The sequence below is a fragment of the Stenotrophomonas sp. 1L-E-5-B-C3 genome, from assembly GCF_057292075.1.
Genome location: NZ_JBXAWS010000004.1, coordinates 213,271 through 228,683, shown reverse-complemented (window position 1 = coordinate 228,683; position 15,413 = coordinate 213,271). Strand labels below are relative to the sequence as shown.

At 66.6% G+C, this 15,413-nt stretch carries 19 protein-coding genes; 7 read left to right on the top strand and 12 right to left on the bottom strand.

Going from position 1 to position 15,413, the window contains the following annotated elements:
* Positions 1 to 27 precede the first annotated feature (27 nt).
* Positions 28 to 1,272: a DUF819 family protein gene (locus tag AC0Z6F_RS07525; RefSeq protein ID WP_012510399.1), complete on the top strand. Its 1,245-nt coding sequence runs from the start codon at positions 28 to 30 to the stop codon at positions 1,270 to 1,272.
* 87 nt (positions 1,273 to 1,359) lie between these two features.
* Here the strand turns inward: AC0Z6F_RS07525 and AC0Z6F_RS07520 are convergent, their stop codons facing one another.
* The 5 genes from AC0Z6F_RS07520 to AC0Z6F_RS07500 are packed head-to-tail and all read right to left on the bottom strand — an operon-like array spanning position 1,360 to position 4,381.
* Positions 1,360 to 1,839: a hypothetical protein gene (locus tag AC0Z6F_RS07520; RefSeq protein WP_032969226.1), complete on the bottom strand. Its 480-nt coding sequence runs from the start codon at positions 1,837 to 1,839 to the stop codon at positions 1,360 to 1,362.
* A 46-nt stretch (positions 1,840 to 1,885) separates the two neighbouring features.
* Positions 1,886 to 2,146, bottom strand: a complete 261-nt coding sequence (minE, locus tag AC0Z6F_RS07515) for a cell division topological specificity factor MinE (protein WP_004148073.1) — start codon at positions 2,144 to 2,146, stop codon at positions 1,886 to 1,888.
* A gap of 2 nt (positions 2,147 to 2,148) precedes the next feature.
* Entirely contained in the window at positions 2,149 to 2,958 is an 810-nt protein-coding gene (gene minD / locus AC0Z6F_RS07510; protein WP_004148075.1) for a septum site-determining protein MinD, read from the bottom strand.
* A 35-nt stretch (positions 2,959 to 2,993) separates the two neighbouring features.
* On the bottom strand, positions 2,994 to 3,782 hold the full coding sequence (minC, locus tag AC0Z6F_RS07505) for a septum site-determining protein MinC (RefSeq protein WP_012510400.1): 789 nt from the start codon (positions 3,780 to 3,782) through the stop codon (positions 2,994 to 2,996).
* 2 nt (positions 3,783 to 3,784) lie between these two features.
* Positions 3,785 to 4,381 carry a GNAT family N-acetyltransferase gene (locus AC0Z6F_RS07500; protein WP_004148078.1) on the bottom strand — a complete coding sequence of 199 codons (597 nt, stop codon included), beginning with the start codon at positions 4,379 to 4,381 and terminating at the stop codon, positions 3,785 to 3,787.
* Positions 4,382 to 4,531: 150 nt separating this feature from the next.
* Between AC0Z6F_RS07500 and AC0Z6F_RS07495 the strand changes: the two genes are divergently transcribed.
* The 4 genes from AC0Z6F_RS07495 (at position 4,532) to AC0Z6F_RS07480 (ending at position 8,154) form a co-directional block, all read left to right on the top strand.
* Entirely contained in the window at positions 4,532 to 5,728 is a 1,197-nt protein-coding gene (locus AC0Z6F_RS07495) for a sensor histidine kinase (protein WP_004148080.1), read from the top strand.
* The gene (locus AC0Z6F_RS07490; RefSeq protein ID WP_004148082.1) at positions 5,728 to 6,369 is read left to right on the top strand and encodes a response regulator; all 642 of its coding nucleotides are present in this window, start codon (positions 5,728 to 5,730) and stop codon (positions 6,367 to 6,369) included. The genes AC0Z6F_RS07495 and AC0Z6F_RS07490 overlap by 1 nt, the downstream gene beginning before the upstream one ends.
* Positions 6,370 to 6,603: 234 nt before the next feature.
* Complete coding sequence (locus AC0Z6F_RS07485; protein WP_004148084.1) at positions 6,604 to 7,677, top strand: polyketide cyclase; 1,074 nt, start codon at positions 6,604 to 6,606, stop codon at positions 7,675 to 7,677.
* A 105-nt stretch (positions 7,678 to 7,782) separates the two neighbouring features.
* Complete coding sequence (locus AC0Z6F_RS07480) at positions 7,783 to 8,154, top strand: DUF423 domain-containing protein (RefSeq protein ID WP_485616869.1); 372 nt, start codon at positions 7,783 to 7,785, stop codon at positions 8,152 to 8,154.
* 394 nt (positions 8,155 to 8,548) lie between these two features.
* On the opposite strand, the gene AC0Z6F_RS07475 is transcribed toward AC0Z6F_RS07480, so the two are convergent.
* From AC0Z6F_RS07475 to AC0Z6F_RS07455, 5 genes are read right to left on the bottom strand one after another with little or no spacing between them, the layout of a single operon-like run.
* Positions 8,549 to 9,358 carry a M15 family metallopeptidase gene (locus AC0Z6F_RS07475; protein ID WP_012510402.1) on the bottom strand — a complete coding sequence of 270 codons (810 nt, stop codon included), beginning with the start codon at positions 9,356 to 9,358 and terminating at the stop codon, positions 8,549 to 8,551.
* A gap of 9 nt (positions 9,359 to 9,367) precedes the next feature.
* Positions 9,368 to 9,961 (bottom strand): PH domain-containing protein, encoded by a 594-nt coding sequence (locus AC0Z6F_RS07470; protein WP_004148132.1) that lies wholly within the window; start codon positions 9,959 to 9,961, stop codon positions 9,368 to 9,370.
* 3 nt (positions 9,962 to 9,964) lie between these two features.
* Positions 9,965 to 10,144, bottom strand: coding sequence for a DUF4177 domain-containing protein (locus tag AC0Z6F_RS07465; protein ID WP_004148133.1), 180 nt, complete (start codon positions 10,142 to 10,144; stop codon positions 9,965 to 9,967).
* Positions 10,141 to 10,320, bottom strand: a complete 180-nt coding sequence (locus AC0Z6F_RS07460) for a type II toxin-antitoxin system antitoxin (RefSeq protein WP_004148134.1) — start codon at positions 10,318 to 10,320, stop codon at positions 10,141 to 10,143. The genes AC0Z6F_RS07465 and AC0Z6F_RS07460 overlap by 4 nt, the downstream gene beginning before the upstream one ends.
* Positions 10,321 to 10,365: 45 nt before the next feature.
* A complete protein-coding gene (locus tag AC0Z6F_RS07455) occupies positions 10,366 to 11,247 on the bottom strand; it encodes an SPFH domain-containing protein (RefSeq protein ID WP_012510403.1) in 882 nt (293 codons plus the stop codon).
* Between the two features lie 137 nt (positions 11,248 to 11,384).
* Here AC0Z6F_RS07455 and purT point away from each other — a divergent pair, with 137 nt between their 5' ends.
* Complete coding sequence (gene purT / locus AC0Z6F_RS07450; RefSeq protein WP_012510404.1) at positions 11,385 to 12,572, top strand: formate-dependent phosphoribosylglycinamide formyltransferase; 1,188 nt, start codon at positions 11,385 to 11,387, stop codon at positions 12,570 to 12,572.
* A 110-nt stretch (positions 12,573 to 12,682) separates the two neighbouring features.
* On the opposite strand, the gene AC0Z6F_RS07445 is transcribed toward purT, so the two are convergent.
* Entirely contained in the window at positions 12,683 to 13,888 is a 1,206-nt protein-coding gene (locus AC0Z6F_RS07445) for an endonuclease/exonuclease/phosphatase family protein (protein ID WP_004148171.1), read from the bottom strand.
* 38 nt (positions 13,889 to 13,926) lie between these two features.
* The gene (locus tag AC0Z6F_RS07440; protein WP_012510405.1) at positions 13,927 to 14,682 is read right to left on the bottom strand and encodes an arginyltransferase; all 756 of its coding nucleotides are present in this window, start codon (positions 14,680 to 14,682) and stop codon (positions 13,927 to 13,929) included.
* A gap of 156 nt (positions 14,683 to 14,838) precedes the next feature.
* Here AC0Z6F_RS07440 and AC0Z6F_RS07435 point away from each other — a divergent pair, with 156 nt between their 5' ends.
* Positions 14,839 to 15,402 (top strand): EF-hand domain-containing protein, encoded by a 564-nt coding sequence (locus AC0Z6F_RS07435; RefSeq protein ID WP_012510406.1) that lies wholly within the window; start codon positions 14,839 to 14,841, stop codon positions 15,400 to 15,402.
* Positions 15,403 to 15,413: the final 11 nt, after the last annotated feature.

The window sequence follows — 15,413 nt, the reverse complement described above, 5'->3', positions numbered from 1 at the left end:
GCGGCCGGCTCTACCCAGAGCGCCTGCATGCCTTCGACCGCCCTGATCCAGAACGACATCGTCGTCTTCGGTTTGATCGCCGCCACCCTCGGCGCCGTGTTCTGGACCGCCTCGCGCGAGCAGGGGCTGTGGAAGCGCTTCTACACCTTCGTGCCGGCACTGCTGCTGTGCTACCTCATCCCCGGCATCTACAACACCGTTGGCCTGATCGACGGCCAGAACACCAAGCTCTACAACCCGATCGCGCGTGACATCCTGTTGCCGGCGGCGCTGATCCTGCTGACCCTGGCGGTGGATATCAAGGGCATCCTGCGGCTGGGTCCGAAGCTGGTGTTGATGTACCTGGGCGCCTCGGCCAGCATCATGCTGGGCGCGGTGGTGGCCTTCCTGCTGATGCGCGCCGTGCATCCGGAAACCGTGGCCGGCGATACCTGGGCCGGCATGGCCGCGCTGGCCGGCAGCTGGATCGGCGGCGGTGCCAACATGCTGGCGATGCGCGAAGTGTTCGACGTCAACGCCACCACCTTCGGCCAGTTCGCGGTGGTCGATGTTGGCGTGGGCTATGTGTGGATGGCCGCGCTTATCTTCCTGGCCGGGCGCGCGGCGAAGATCGACGCGCGCAGTGGTGCCGATACCTCGGCGATCGATGAGCTGAAGGAGCGCATCGCGCGCTTCCAGGCCGAACACGAGCGCATTCCCAGCCTGACCGACCTGATGCTGATCGTGGCGGTGGCCTTCGGCGGCGTCGGCCTCTCGCATGCGATCGGCGCGCCGTTGGCGGCATGGTTCAAGCTCAACGTCAGCTGGGCCTCGCAGTTCAGCCTGGACGCACCGTTTGTCTGGGTGGTGGTGCTGTCGACCACGCTGGGCCTGAGCCTGAGCTTCACCCGCGCACGCACGCTGGAAGGCGCGGGTGCCTCGCGGCTGGGCTCGCTGCTGCTGTACTTCCTGATCGCCTGCATCGGCATGCAGATGGATCTGCTGGCGCTGCTGGACCGCCCGTGGCTGTTCCTGCTTGGCATCATCTGGATCAGCGTGCATATCGCGCTGCTGTGGTGCCTGGGCAAGCTGTTGAAAGTGCCGTTCTTCTATTTCGCGATCGGTTCGCAGTCGAACATCGGCGGACCCGCGTCGGCACCGGTGGTGGCGGCCGCGTTCCATCCGGCGCTGGCACCGGTGGGTGTGCTGCTGGGCACGATGGGCTACGCCACCGGCACCTACCTGGCCTACATCGTCGGCATCACCCTGCGCGCGCTGGCGGGGCAGGGCTGATGGGGTAGTGCCGGCCGCTGGCCGGCAATCAGGTAATGCTTCACGGGTTCATGAGGTTGCCGGCCAGCGGCCGGCACTACCGATGCGTTACGCGACCGGCAATCCGCGTTCGATCAACCACGCTTTCGCGTCTTCGGCGTCCTGCTCGAACCACGCCTTCGTAGACCCCAGTCGATACGTATACCCCCACGCATCCATGTCAGCCATCAGCTGTTCGCTGCCGACACCGGGCAGGTGGCCGGCCAGCACGATCTGCAGGTAGCAGGTGGCGTCCTCTTCGGGCACCGAGTCGGTGGCATCGGTATGCACCTGCGCGCGGCGCTCGGGCGGCAGCACGATCAGGTGGCAGGCCTCGTGCAGCATCGAGTGCACGGGGGTGTCATCGCGCACGTACACGTCGCTGGCGATGATGCCGGCTTCGGGCTCGCCCCAGTAGCTGCCGGGAATCGGCGCGCCGGCGGCGACGTGGTGCAGCCGCAGATCGTGTGCGGCGAGCAGGCGCTGCGCATCGGCGAAGGCGATATCGCCGACGCGGGTGACGTTCGGTTCGGGCGTGGTGTCGGTCATGCGGGTCATGCAGCCCCGCCCATGCAGGCACGGGCGGGGCAGGGGGTCAGGGTTTGTCCGGGCCTTCCGGCAGCGCCACGGAGATGTCCAGCACGTCGTGCTGCCCATCCTTGACCAGGTCGACCTTCACCGCATCGACGTCGATGTTGACGTACTTCTTGATCACTTCCAGCAGCTCGCGCTGCAGCAGCGGCAGGTAATCGGGACCGCCGCGGTTGCTGCGTTCCTGCGCGATGATGATCTGCAGGCGGTTCTTGGCGGTTTCGGCGGTGGTCTTCTTCGCTTTGAGGAAATCAAACAGGCCCATGCTTACCCTCCGAACAGCTTGCTGAAGAAGCCCTTCTTCTCGACGTTGGTGAAGCGCATCGGGCGTTCTTCGCCGAGGATGCGCGCGACGGCGTCGTCGTAGGCCTGGCCGGCAGCGGACTCGACATCCAGGATGACCGGCTCGCCCTTGTTGGAGGCGTTGAGCACGTCACCCGACTCGGGGATCACGCCGATCGCCTTCAGTCCAAGCACTTCCTCGACGTCGGCGATGCTGAGCATCTCGCCGCTTTCCACGCGCACCGGGGTGTAGCGGGTCAGCAGCAGGAAGGCCGGCACGTCCTGGCCGGACTCGGCCTTGTGGGTCTTCGAATCGAGCAGGCCGATGATGCGGTCCGAGTCGCGTACCGAGGACACTTCCGGGTTCACCACGACCACGGCGCGGTCGGCGAAGTACATCGCCAGGAAGGCGCCCTTCTCGATGCCGGCCGGGGAGTCGCAGATGATGTAATCGAAGCCGTCAGCGGCCAGGTCCTTCAGGACCTTGCCCACGCCTTCCTGGGTCAGCGCATCCTTGTCGCGGGTCTGCGAGGCAGCCAGCACGTACAGATTGTCGAAGCGCTTGTCCTTGATCAGGGCCTGCTTGAGGGTCGCTTCGCCGTGCACGACGTTGACGAAGTCGTACACCACGCGGCGTTCGCAGCCCATGATCAGATCGAGGTTGCGCAGGCCGACGTCGAAGTCGATCACCGCCACCTTCTTGCCGCGCCGTGCCAGGCCGCAGGCCAGGCTTGCGCTGGAAGTGGTCTTGCCGACGCCGCCCTTGCCGGAGGTGACTACGATGATTTCAGCCAAAGGACTTCTCCTGATGATTCTGTTTGGGTGCTGCGTCAGTCCAGCGCAGCGATCTTGATCTGGTCCTGTTCCAGCCACACCTGCACGGCCTTGCCGCGCAGGGTGTCCGGGACATCGTCCAGTACCTTGTAGTGGCCTGCAATGGCGACCAGTTCCGCATGGAAATCACGGCAGAAGATGCGTGCCGCGGTGTTGCCCTGGGCCCCTGCCAGCGCGCGGCCGCGCAGGGTCCCGTAGATATGGATGCTGCCGTCGGCGATGACTTCGGCGCCAGCGCCGACGGTAGCCATCACGGTCAGGTCGCAGTTTTCCGCGTACAGCTGCTGGCCCGAGCGCACGTTGCCCAGCTGCATGCGGCCCGGTTGCGGTGCAGCCGCATCGGCGACCTTGGCCACCGGCGTGGCCGGGGCCGGCTTCGGTTCGGCGCGCGCGGCCCGGCGCGGTTCCGGTGCGGGCGGTGGCGGAGCCGGTTCGGCCTCGGCACGCTCGTACTGGGCGCGGAACTTGGCCAGCAGCGGCAACCCGAGCTGCTGCGAGAGCAGGTCGACCGCGCTGGTGCCATAGGCCAGTGCCACCGGCAGCACGCCGGCACTGCGCAGGCCATCGACCAGCGCCTGTGCGGTGGCCACGTCCGGCACCTGGCTGAGGCCACCGAAATCGAGGATCACCGCCGCACGGCCGAACAGCTTCGGCGCGCGGGTCACGCGCTCGTGCATTTCCTGCACGAGGCGCTCGACATCAAGGGTACGGATGCGCAGGTTGGCGATGCCCACCTGGCCGATCTTCAGTTCACCGGCCTGTTCGTAATCGAAATTCACCGCCACGCTCAGGTCCCCGTCGGCCGCTGTGCCTGCGCCGGCAGCTGCCGGGCACGTGTCCACGCCACATCCGGCAGCTTGTCACCGTAGGTCTCCTGGACCCACGGGTAGCTGCACAGTTCCTTGGCCAGCATGCTGGCGCGCACATCGACGTGCGGCATGGTGTTCTGGCCCAGCTCGCGGAAGCCGAAGCTGCCGTGGAAGAGCAGGGCGGCATCGGCGCCGTGGTCGAGGAAGACCTCGCAGGTCATCTGCGGATAGCGCAGCTCGGCGAAGCTCTGCGCGTCGGCATAGAACGCGCGGCCGACGCCACCGCCGCGACGGCGGCTGGCGACCACGATGCGGTCGATATAGAAGAACGGGGTGTCCAGTTGCTGCTTGAACCAGGCGAAGTTGCTGCTGTCGTGCTGGCTGTCGCTGCCGAAGCCGATCAGGAAGCCGGCCAGGTTGCCGTCGCGCTCGGCGACGCGGAAATATTCAGCGGTTTCATAGAACAGGCGCAGGCGTGCCGCATCCAGGGGAAGGATGGCCAGGCCAGCGTTGTTGTTCAAAGCCAGGACGGAATCGAGCTCGTGCTCGCGCACGTCGCGGATGACAATCGACATTGTGACTCCGTGGGGTAACGCGGTTGGTCCATCAAAGGACCCTGCGCACGATTATTGCATGCCCGGGGTGGGCTGCGGCATGAACAGGCGACCGCGCGGGCATGACTTCCGTGGGGTGCGGGACGCAGGCTGGGCCCGTAGAGTGCTGGCATGTTGGGAGTCCTCAGCCATACACGCGTCCTCCGCCTGGCCGGCCTGTTCACCTGGGTCATGGTCGGACTGCCGCTGGCGTATTCGCAGTTCGAGAACCTGCACAGCCGCAACGACATGGGCGGTTGGGCGATCCTGCTGTTCGTCGCCTACCTGTCCTTCGGCACCGCCTACTACTGGCTGACCCGCATCCTGCGCAGCGACAGCCATACCAGCTGGCTGGACCGCGGGCTGCTCCTGCTGCTGACCGTCTCGGCGCTGGGGGTGAGCTTCCTCAGTGGCTCGGGCCTGGGCAGCATCCTGATGATGGTCGCCGCCGGGGTCATTCCCTGGATGCTGTCGGTGCGGCTGGGCGTGCTGTGGCTGCTGGTCAGCCAGCTGGCGGTGGCCCCGGTCTACTACATGCTGCTGCGCTTCCCGCTGTTCGAGGCAGTGATGCAGTCGCTGCTGTACGGCGGCTTCTCCATGTTCATCTTCGTGACCAGCCTGGTCGCCCGCCAGCAGACCGAGGCCCGAGACGAGCAGCGCCGGCTCAACGCGGAGCTGCGCGCGACCCGCGCCCTGCTGGCCGAAAGTGCCCGGGTCAACGAGCGAACCCGCATTTCGCGCGAGCTGCACGATCTTCTGGGGCATCAGCTGACCGCACTGACCCTGAACCTGGAAGTGGCCAGCCATCTGGCCGAGGGCCAGGCCCTGGAGCATGTAAAGCGTTCGCATGGCCTGGCCAAGCTGCTGCTGGGCAACGTTCGTGAGGTGGTCAGCCAGCTGCGCGAGACCGGTGCCATCGACCTGGCTGCCGCGCTGCGGCCGCTGACCGAGAACGTGCCCTCGCTGGACATCCAGCTGGAGATCGAGGACTCGCTGAACGTGGAGGATCCGCAGCGGGCCCACGTCCTGCTGCGCTGCACCCAGGAGATCATCACCAACGCCGTGCGCCATGCCGGTGCGCGCCAGCTGTGGATCAAGGTGTACCGTGAAGCCCCCGACCGGGTGGTGATCGAGGCCCGCGACGACGGTGTCGGCGCGGAAATGGTCAATGTCGGCAATGGCTTGCGCGGCATGCGCGAGCGCCTGCAACAATGTGGTGGCCAGCTGCAGGTCGAGACCCGTCCCGGCGAAGGCTTCCGCCTGCGGGCGACGGTGCCGGCAACGGTGCTGGTGGCCGCCCTTACCAAGGTTCCTGAAGGAGTGCGTTGATGATTCGCGTCTGCCTGGTCGACGACCAAACCCTGGTGCGGCAGGGAATCCGCTCCCTGCTGGCGCTCGACGACGGTATCGAAGTGGTGGCCGAAGCCGGCGATGGCCGGCAGGCGGTGGAGCTGATCCCGCAGGTGCGCCCGGACGTGGTGCTGATGGACATGCGCATGCCGGTGATGTCCGGGCTGGAGGCGTTGCAGATGCTGTCCCGTCAGGAACAACTGCCGCCGACCATCATCCTCACCACCTTCGACGACGATCAGCTGGTGCTGGCCGGACTCAAGGCCGGCGCCAAGGGCTACCTGCTCAAGGACGTGACCCTGGCGCAGCTGGTCGGCGCCATCCGCACGGTGGCCGACGGAGGCTCGCTGGTGCAGCCGGCGGTGACCCAGCGCCTGTTGTCCGGCCTGGAGCACATGCGCAACGACTTCGTCAGCCTGGATCGCCCGGATCCGTTGACCGACCGCGAGACCGAGATCCTGCGGCTGATGGCCAGTGGTTTCTCCAACAAGGAGATCGCCAATTCGCTGGGCGTGGCCGAAGGTACGATCAAGAACCACGTGTCCAACATCCTCTCCAAGCTGGGCGTCCGCGACCGTACGCGTGCCGTACTGAAGGCGTTCGAACTGCAGCTGGTCTGAGGAAAATCGTTCCCGGACAACGACTTGGATCGCAGCCCCGGACCCTGGCCGGGGTTGACCCCTACATGCCGGGCACCGGTATGCGTTACCCTTCGAATTCTTTGTCCATACAAATACGCAGCCGGCAGGGAAACCGGTGCGCCAATCCCGATAAACAATGCCCGCGAAGCCTGCTAGGATTGGCGCTTCGCTTCAATCAACCCGGCCGTGGGATCGGCCCCGGAGACTCTCTGAATGACCCGTATTATCGAGTTCCTGATCGCCTTGGGGATCGTGGCTGGCCTGTTCGTCATCATTGGCGTATGTCTGCCGGGCGAGCGTCACATCACCGAAAGCATCGAGACCAACCGCAAGATGACGATCGTGTACGACACGGTCAGCAGTCTGCGCCGCTTCAAGGACTGGAACCCGCTGGTACTGCGCGATCCCGCCGTTGAACTGAAGCTGTCCGGTCCGGCCTCCGGTACCGGTGCCACCCTCGACTTCACCTCCAAGGACCTGGGCACCGGTTCCTGGAAGATCACCGAAGCCGAGGAAAACAAGCGTGTTGTGATCGCCATCGACGACGCCACCAAGGGTCACGACAAGGTCACCACCTTCACCCTGGAGCCGACCGGCAAGGGCGGTCGCAACGTCAAGATCACCCAGGACTACTCGGTGAAGTACGGCTTCGACCTGTTCGGCCGTTACGCCGGTCTTTATGTCAGCCGCCAGATCGGCGACGACATCAAGATGGGCCTGTCGCGCATGGCCAACATGCTGGCCAGCGTTCCGAACGTGGACTACCGCACCCCGGAAGCCCCGCTGACCGATCTGGCCATCGTCGATGTGCCGGCTGAGGACCTGCTGGTCGTCAATGCCGGCAACGTGGACCGCGGCCAGGACAGCATCACCAAGTCCATCAAGGACAACCAGGAGTGGATCAAGCGCGTGATCGAGGCCAATGGCCTTGAAGCCGCCGGCCCGTTCCGCATCATCACCACCGACTTCGGTGCTGAGAAGTACGCCTTCGACATCGCCCAGCCGGTGAAGAAGAAGGGTGCTGAAGGTGCCACTGCTGAAGCCCTGACCGTCAAGATCGACGGCGGTGCTCCGGTCAAGTACGTGCACGTTGCTCCGCACCGTTCGGCACATGCGGCCTACACCGGCCACATGGCGGGTCTGGACGTGGCCCGCAGCGGCCTGCGTGCCTGGGCCGTGACCTCGGGCAACGAAGTTATCGACCGTCCGTACGAGACCTGGAAGGACGGCATCGACAAGTCGTTCACTCCGGAAGCCACGTACGACATCTACTGGGCCGTCAAGTAAGCCTCGGCTGACCCATGTAGTGCTGGACACGAAAACGCGCCGCTTCCTGCGGCGCGTTTTTTTTTCATCCCGCGCCCGGCATCGGGCGCTGCGCAAGGAGCAGTCATGTTCAATCTTGAACGACGCGCACGTAAGTCCTCGCTGCTGGCCTGCCTGGGGGCGTTGCTGGCGGCGGCTTCGATCGGCCTGTCCGCCTATGCTTCGCACGGTGTTGCCGATCCGCTGGCGCAGCAGCATCTGAACATGGCGGCGTTGTATGCGTTCGCGCATGGCGCGGTGCTGGTGGCGCTGGGTCCACGTGCGCAGGGCGCGATCGCGCACCTGGCGTTGTACGTGCTGCTGCTGGGCGTGCTGCTGTTTTCCGGCAGCCTGGTGGGCGGTGCGTTGTGGCAGTGGCCGACGCGGCTGGCACCGATCGGTGGCACCAGCATGATGGCTGGCTGGGTGTTGCTGGCAATCAATGCATTGAGGCGGTGAGGGTCGCGGGGCTGTCGCTCCGATCCATGCCGATGCGATCGTGATGGTTCATGGGCGTTACTTTTCTTTTCGCGCGAAAAGAAAAGTAACCAAAAGAAACGCGCCGCCGGCCGCGAGCCGGTGCTGCGCACCGGTCCCCTGCGCTCCTCGGCCCGTCGAGGGACGGTACGGGAACTCGCTGCGCTCAGACACCCGCACCTCTTCGCCCTCGCCGGACCTGCGGTGCTCGGCTCGCTTGAAGGCGGACCCAACAGTCGCGCGCTGATCCGTTATAGAGGCTTCGAGCGAAGCGACCGGCTTCTGTCTTTGCCTTCTTGTTCCATCTCGTGGCGGGCGCGCGCGGAATCCGCCCGGACAGCTCCATGAAGTTCGCCTTGCGGCTGCCACGAGGGGCTCAGCCGTTGGCCGGTCTCCAGCACCAGTGCCACGGTTCGTAAACGATCCCGTGCGGGTTGTCGCGGGGGTAGCTCAGATGGAAGCCATGCCCGCCGGCATGCGCCTGCAGCCATGCGAACGCGTCGGTGGCTTCGAAGGTCTCTTCGGCGGGGGCATCGCCGGGGGCGCCGATGTCCAGCGCGTGGCCGCTGTGGTGTTCGCTGAAACCCGGCGCGGCGTTGACCTTCAGGATCTCCGCCACGCTCAAACCGCGCGCCAGCTTCCGTTCGAAGATGCCCAGCTGGTAAGCGTGGCTGCGGAAGCCGGAGATCGCGTCCAGCGCAATGCCGTCCCGCGCGGCGTGCAGTTGCATCCGCCGCCACCCCTGCGCGGCACCGCGGCGCAGCCACAGCGGGCGGGCGAAGCGATCACGGCCGGCGAAATGCAACAGGCAGGGCTCAGGTTCCAGTGGCAGGCCGCTGTCGTCTGCATAGCGCTGTGCATCCAGACCCAGCTGCTGCAGGCGATGCTGCAGCCCGGCCAATGGCAGCCACTGATCTTCCAGCGTGACCGCGAAAGGGCGGGAGCGGGTTGCATCCAGCAGCGCCAGTGCATCCTCGACCCCGGGCTCGCGCGGCAGGCGCGGCACCATCGAATGCACGCCGTGCGGCAGTGCCGCCGCCAGATAGCGGCCATCACGCTTGCGCCGCAGCACCCATCGCGCCTGTGACAGCAGGCGCGCGTCCAGGTTGCTGCGCGCACGCAGCAGGTCCGCAGGCCACAGTTCGATGGCCTCGGTATTGATCAGCAGGGGCGGGCGTCGTTGCATCGGCTCAGCTTACTGCCGCAGCGCAGGCGCGGCCACCTTGCGCAGTGCGTCCAGCAGCACCTGCGGCCGGTCCAGGCTGAGCAGCAGCGTGCTGCCATCGCTGACCGGCAGGGCCAGTACGCGTGCGCGGTCGGTAACCAGCGCAAAACCCTTGCCACCGCCCTGCAGGCGGAAATGGCCGGAATGGAAGCCGGGCATCGAATAGCCGTTGGTCTTGAAGCGGATGCCATAGCGACGATCGCGGCTGAGATCGACCACCTCGGCCTGGTCCAGCCGCAGCTGTGCCACCGGCACACGCCGGCGGTACATCGTCGAGCGCACATCCAGTACGTCGCCGGCCAGTTCCACCCGGCGCCGGAAGAAGGCCGTGCCCAGCCCGATGCCCATCAGCGCGATCACCAGCAGGCTCCACGCTGCGCTGCCACCCATCCGGAACCAGGGCGGGGAGAACGTCACTTCGATCCAGGGCGCAGTGGCCGGTGCCTTGTACAACTGCGCATACACGCAGGCCACGAACGCCACCAGCAATGGAAGGACCACCCAGAGCACGCGCAGCGGCGAGCTCTCGGCCACTTCAAACGGTTTCGGATCGCTGCCGCTCATGGCTCAGGATTCCTTCTTGAACACCAGCATGGCCGGGCGCATCGGCGCGGGGATGATGATGTTGACCAGTTCCCAGCCCAGCTGGCCCTGCCGGCCCAGCTCGGCCTGGACATCCTCGGCCTTGAGTACGCCCATCATGGAGGTCTTGACCTCGATCGTCTGGTAGCTCCAGCGCTTGCTCATTCCTTGTCCTCCGGCGATGCCTTGGGTTTGGGCAGGCGTCCTGCCTTGCGCAGCGCGTCGCGCAGCACGTATTCGATCTGAGCGTTGAGGCTGCGCAGTTCGTCATCAGCCCAGCGCTGCGCCGCGGCCAGGACCTCGGCATTGATGCGCAGCGGATAGGCTTTCTTCTCACTCATGGGGGCTCCTGGCGGGGCGGTGGGGCGCCCCGTTGCGAGGGTGGCTCAGTACAGCGAGCCGGCGTTGACGATCGGCTGGGTGCCGCGGTCCGAGCACAGCACGGTCAACAGGTTGCTGACCATGTGCGCCTTGCGCTCCTCATCCAGCTGTACCACGCCATTCTTCTGCAGTTCGGCCAGTGCCATCTCGACCATGCCGACCGCACCGGCAACGATGCGCGTACGTGCGGCGATCACCGCATTGGCCTGCTGGCGCTGCAGCATCGCCTGGGCGATTTCGGCGGCGTAGGCGAGGTGGCTGATGCGCGCGTCGATCACCTGCACGCCGGCATCGGCCAGGCGCTCGGCCAGTTCGTTCTTCAGGTGCTGGGAGATTTCGCTGGCGTGGCTGCGCAGCGCGAGCTGGCCTTCTTCGTGCTGGTCGTAGGGGTAGCTGGTGGCCATCGCACGCAGCGCCGATTCGGACTGGATGTGCACGAAGCTCTCGTAGTCGTCCACGTTGTAGACCGCTTCAGACGCATCGACCACCTGCCACACGATCACCGCGGCGATCTCGATCGGGCTGCCATCGAGCTCGTTGACCTTGAGCTTGCCGCTCTCGAAATTGCGCACGCGCTGGCTGACCCGGCGCTTGCTGTAGAAGGGGTTGTTCCAGCGCAGGCCGTTGTCCTTCACGGTGCCCACGTATTTGCCGAACAGGCTCAGCACCGCCGCCTGGTTGGGCTGGACCGTGTACAGGCCGGCCAGGGCGAAGATCGCCAGCGCCGCTACCAGGATGCCGGCCAGCATCAGCAGCAGGTTCGGGGAGCCGGTGCTGGCCTTGGCTGCCACCCCCAGTACGAACAGGGCGCCGCCGGCGAGGGCGACAAGCAGGGCGCCGGCCAGCGTGCCGAGGCCGTTGAGCGAAGACAGCGACTTCTCTTTCATGGCGGTACGTCCTTGATGGTTCGAAATGAAGATATCAAAGTGATATCACATCCGGACGACCGTTCGTCGGATGCCATGGCCTGGGTGCCCGGCCAGCTAGAATGCCCACCCGCCTTCACATTGCTGCTGGAACCGCCATGGCCAAGCTTGGAACTCCGTTGTCCCCCTCTGCCACCCGCGTGCTGCTGCTGGGCTCGGGCGAACTTGGCAAGGAGGTGGCCATCGAGCTGCAGCGGCTGGGCGTGGAAGTGATCGCCGCCGACCGCTACGCCGATGCCCCGGCCATGCAGGTGGCGCACCGCTCGCATGTGATCGACATGCTCGATGCGATGGCCCTGCGCGCGCTGATCGCGCAGGAGCAGCCTCACTTGGTGGTACCGGAGATCGAGGCCATCCACACCGAGACCCTGGTGCAGCTGGAACAGGAGCAGGGCCTGCGGGTGATCCCGACCGCGCGCGCCGCCCGCCTGACCATGGACCGCGAGGGCATCCGCCGCCTGGCCGCCGAGACCCTGGGCCTGCCGACCTCGCCGTACCGCTTCGTCGATACCGAGGCCGAGTACCGCGCCGCCGTGGCCGCCATCGGCCTGCCGTGTGTGGTCAAGCCGGTGATGTCGTCCTCGGGCAAGGGCCAGAGCACCCTGCGCAGCGAGGCGGACATCGCCCCGGCGTGGGAGTACGCGCAGACCGGTGGCCGCGCCGGTGCCGGTCGCTGCATCGTCGAAGGCTTCATCGACTTCGATTACGAGATCACCCTGCTGACCGTGCGCCATGCCGGCGGCACCTCGTTCTGCGCGCCGATCGGCCATCTGCAGAAGGACGGCGATTACCGCGAAAGCTGGCAGCCGCAGCCGATGTCGAGCGCGGCACTGGCGCGTGCCGAGGAGATCTCGCGTGCGATCACCGACGACCTCGGTGGCTGGGGCCTGTTCGGTGTCGAGCTGTTCGTGAAGGGCGACGAGGTGTGGTTCAGCGAAGTGTCGCCGCGCCCGCACGACACCGGCCTGGTGACGCTGGTATCGCAGGAACTGAGCGAGTTCGCGCTGCACGCGCGCGCCATCCTTGGCCTGCCGATCCCGGTGATCCGCCAGAGCGGACCGTCGGCGTCGTGCGCGCTGCTGGCACACGGCGAGGGCGTGCCGTACTTCAACAACGTCGCCGCCGCACTGCGGGTGCCGGATACCGCCGTGCGCCTGTTCGGCAAGCCGAGCGTGCATGGTCACCGCCGCGTGGGCGTGACCCTGGCGCGCGCGGAAACCATCGACGAAGCGCGCGCCATCGCGCGTGATGCTGCCGACGCCATCGGCGTCGAACTGCGCCCGTAAACCGGTAGCGCCGGGCCATGCCCGGCGACCGCATTTCGGTGGGTACCGACCGTTGGTCGGTACTCTCTTCACGCTTGAAAAACCGCCGGGCATGGCCCGGCGCTACCGGGTTATTTGACGTCCACCCACACCAGATGGTGGTCGCTGCCGTCGGCGATCTTCGCTTCAGGGCTTTCATTGGCCGGCCAGAACACGCCGCTGCCGACGTACTCGAAACCGGTCGAGGGCAGCACGTAGTCCAGGCGCATGGTGCCGGACTTCGGGCCGAAATCGCCGGTGGCGTGGAACGGTGCGCCCTTGCGCTCGATGCCCTTGGCCGCATAGGCCAGGCTGGTCTGTTCGGCACCGACGCTGCGCGGGGTGGGGTAGCGCAGCACGCGGGCGTTCTCGATCAGTTCGACGATCGCCTCATGGCGGCCATCGCCGTCGACCGGGTCGTTGTTGAGGTCGCCGAGGATCACGAAGCGCGCATCCTGCGCCAGGCCGCCGCACTGGCCCTTGTCGTCGCACAGCCACGGCTTGTCACCCTTGGACAGGTATTCCTGCCACAGGCGCAGTTCGTCGTGGTTGCGCGCGGCGTTGCGCTTTTCCGGGCCATCGAACACTGGCGGCGTCGGGTGCGAGACCAGCGCGTGCACTACGCCGGCCGGGGTCTTCACCGGCACGTCCCAATGCGACTTCGATGACAGCCGCAGCTGCGACCACACGTGGTCGTTGTAGAAACTCTTGCCGGTGCGCGGATCGACCGGGCGGATCGCGCCTGGCATCGCGCTCCACTTCAGCAGCTGGAAGCTGCGCACCTTGGCTTCATCGATCGGGTAGCGCGACAGCACCAGCATGCCGTACTGGCCCGGGTGCAGGCCGTAGCCCCACGCATCGTTGCCGCGGCTGCGGCCTTCGCCACCGACCACGCCGTTGTTGTCCAGGTCCAGGCCGCTGGGTACGCCGGTGTTGACCGGGGCCAGGTAGCGGTAGGCGAAGTGCAGCGGCTTGCCGCCGCCGGGCTGGGCCACTTCCAGGTAGCGTTTCTGGAACAGGTCGGCGGCGCGGTGGGCGTCGTCGAAATCGAATTCGTTCAGCAGCACCAGGTCCGGGCGCGCCTGCTGCAGCACCGCGGCGATCTTGCGCGCGTGCTCGCTGTCGCCTTCCAGTTCCTTGATCAGGCCACCGGTCTCATCGGAGTACAGCGAGGTGTTGTAGGTGGCCAGGCGCAGCGCAGCGGACGGCTTTTCGGTCATCGCAGGGGAAGTGGCGAAGGCGGGGGCGGTGGCGCCGCAGAGCAGGGCCAGGGCGAGGATCTGGGGTCGGAGGTTCATGCGCCGTATTGTGCACCCGGCCCGGTGTCAGTGGTTTGTCAGCGTCCGTCCAGTTCGTCGTCGAAATCGTGCCAGCGGCGGCCGTCGTAGGCTTCCAGCGGTCGATAGCGCCGTTTGTAGTCCATCTTCTGATGCCCGCGGATCCAGTAGCCCAGGTATACGTGCGGGAGGCCCTCGCGGCGGGCCCATTCGATCTGCTGCAGGATCGCGAAGGTGCCCAGCCCACGCGCGGCATGGTCCGGGTCGAAGAAGGTGTAGACCGCCGACAGGCCATGCTCGGTGACATCGGTCACCGCCACCCCCAGCAGCTGGCTGGGCTGGCCATCGTGGCCGGGCAGGCGCATCTCCATGAAGCGGGTGTGTGACCAGCTGCCGATCAGGAACTGCTCGAACTCGTGCGGGCCGTGGTCATCCATGCCGCCATTGGCGTGGCGATGGGTGAGGTAGCGGTGATACAGCGCGAACAGGTCGTCGCGGGCGGTGGCGGCGGTGATGCGTACTTCCAGGTCTTCATTGCGGGCGGCACAGCGGCGCTGGCTGCGGTCGGGGGCGAAGCGGGCCACCGGAATACGCACCGCCACGCAGGCCTGGCAGTGTGCGCAGTGCGGGCGGTAGACCAGGTCGCCGCTGCGGCGGAAGCCCCAGCTCAATGCCAGCGGGTACAGGCCGCCGAGACGACGGTCGTGCGGATCCAGCACCAGGTCGCGTGCCACCCGGTCCGACCAGTACCCGCAGGGGTGCTCGCCGGTCTGGAAAAGTCGCAGTTCGTCGTCTCTGTCGCCGTGAATCGCCATGGGCACAGCATAGCCCCAGCCTGTCGCATTGGCGGCGACTGTCCGCCGGATGAATGGAACCGGCAGCGGCGTCAACCGATGTCGCACCCGGGCGTTGTTGTCTCCCGAGGGTGAAGTGATCACCCCGACGCAATCCCCATCCCCAGGAGTGACCCCATGATCCGTACCCCCCTGCTGCTGGCCCTGCTGCTCGGCACTTCCGCTACCGGTATCGCGCTGGCCGCCGATGCCCCGACCGCGCCGGCGCAGCGCCCGGCCAAGCTGGACACCAACGGCGACGGCGTCATCGACCGCAGCGAGGCCGCTGCCAACCCGCGCCTGGCCGCGAAGTTCGACGAGCTGGACAAGAACAAGGACGGCAAGCTCTCGCGCGATGAGCTGCCGCGCTGGCAGCATGGTCGCCGTGGTGGTCACGGCGGTGAGCGCTGGGCCAAGCTGGACGTCAACAAGGACGGCCGCATCAGCCGCGAGGAAGCCAAGGCCGATCCGCGCCTGGCCGCGCGCTTCGACCAGCTCGACCTCAACAAGGACGGTTACCTGGACAAGGCCGACCGCGAGCTGCGCATGAAGCAGCGTCGTGATGCCTGGTTCGCCGCCGCCGACACCAACAAGGATGGCCAGCTGAGCAAGGCCGAGTTCGACGCGGCCAAGGGGCCGATGCACGGTGGCCCGCGCCACGGCGGTCCGCGCGATGGCGCGGCGCCGAAGCCGCAGCGCTGAGGTTCAACGCA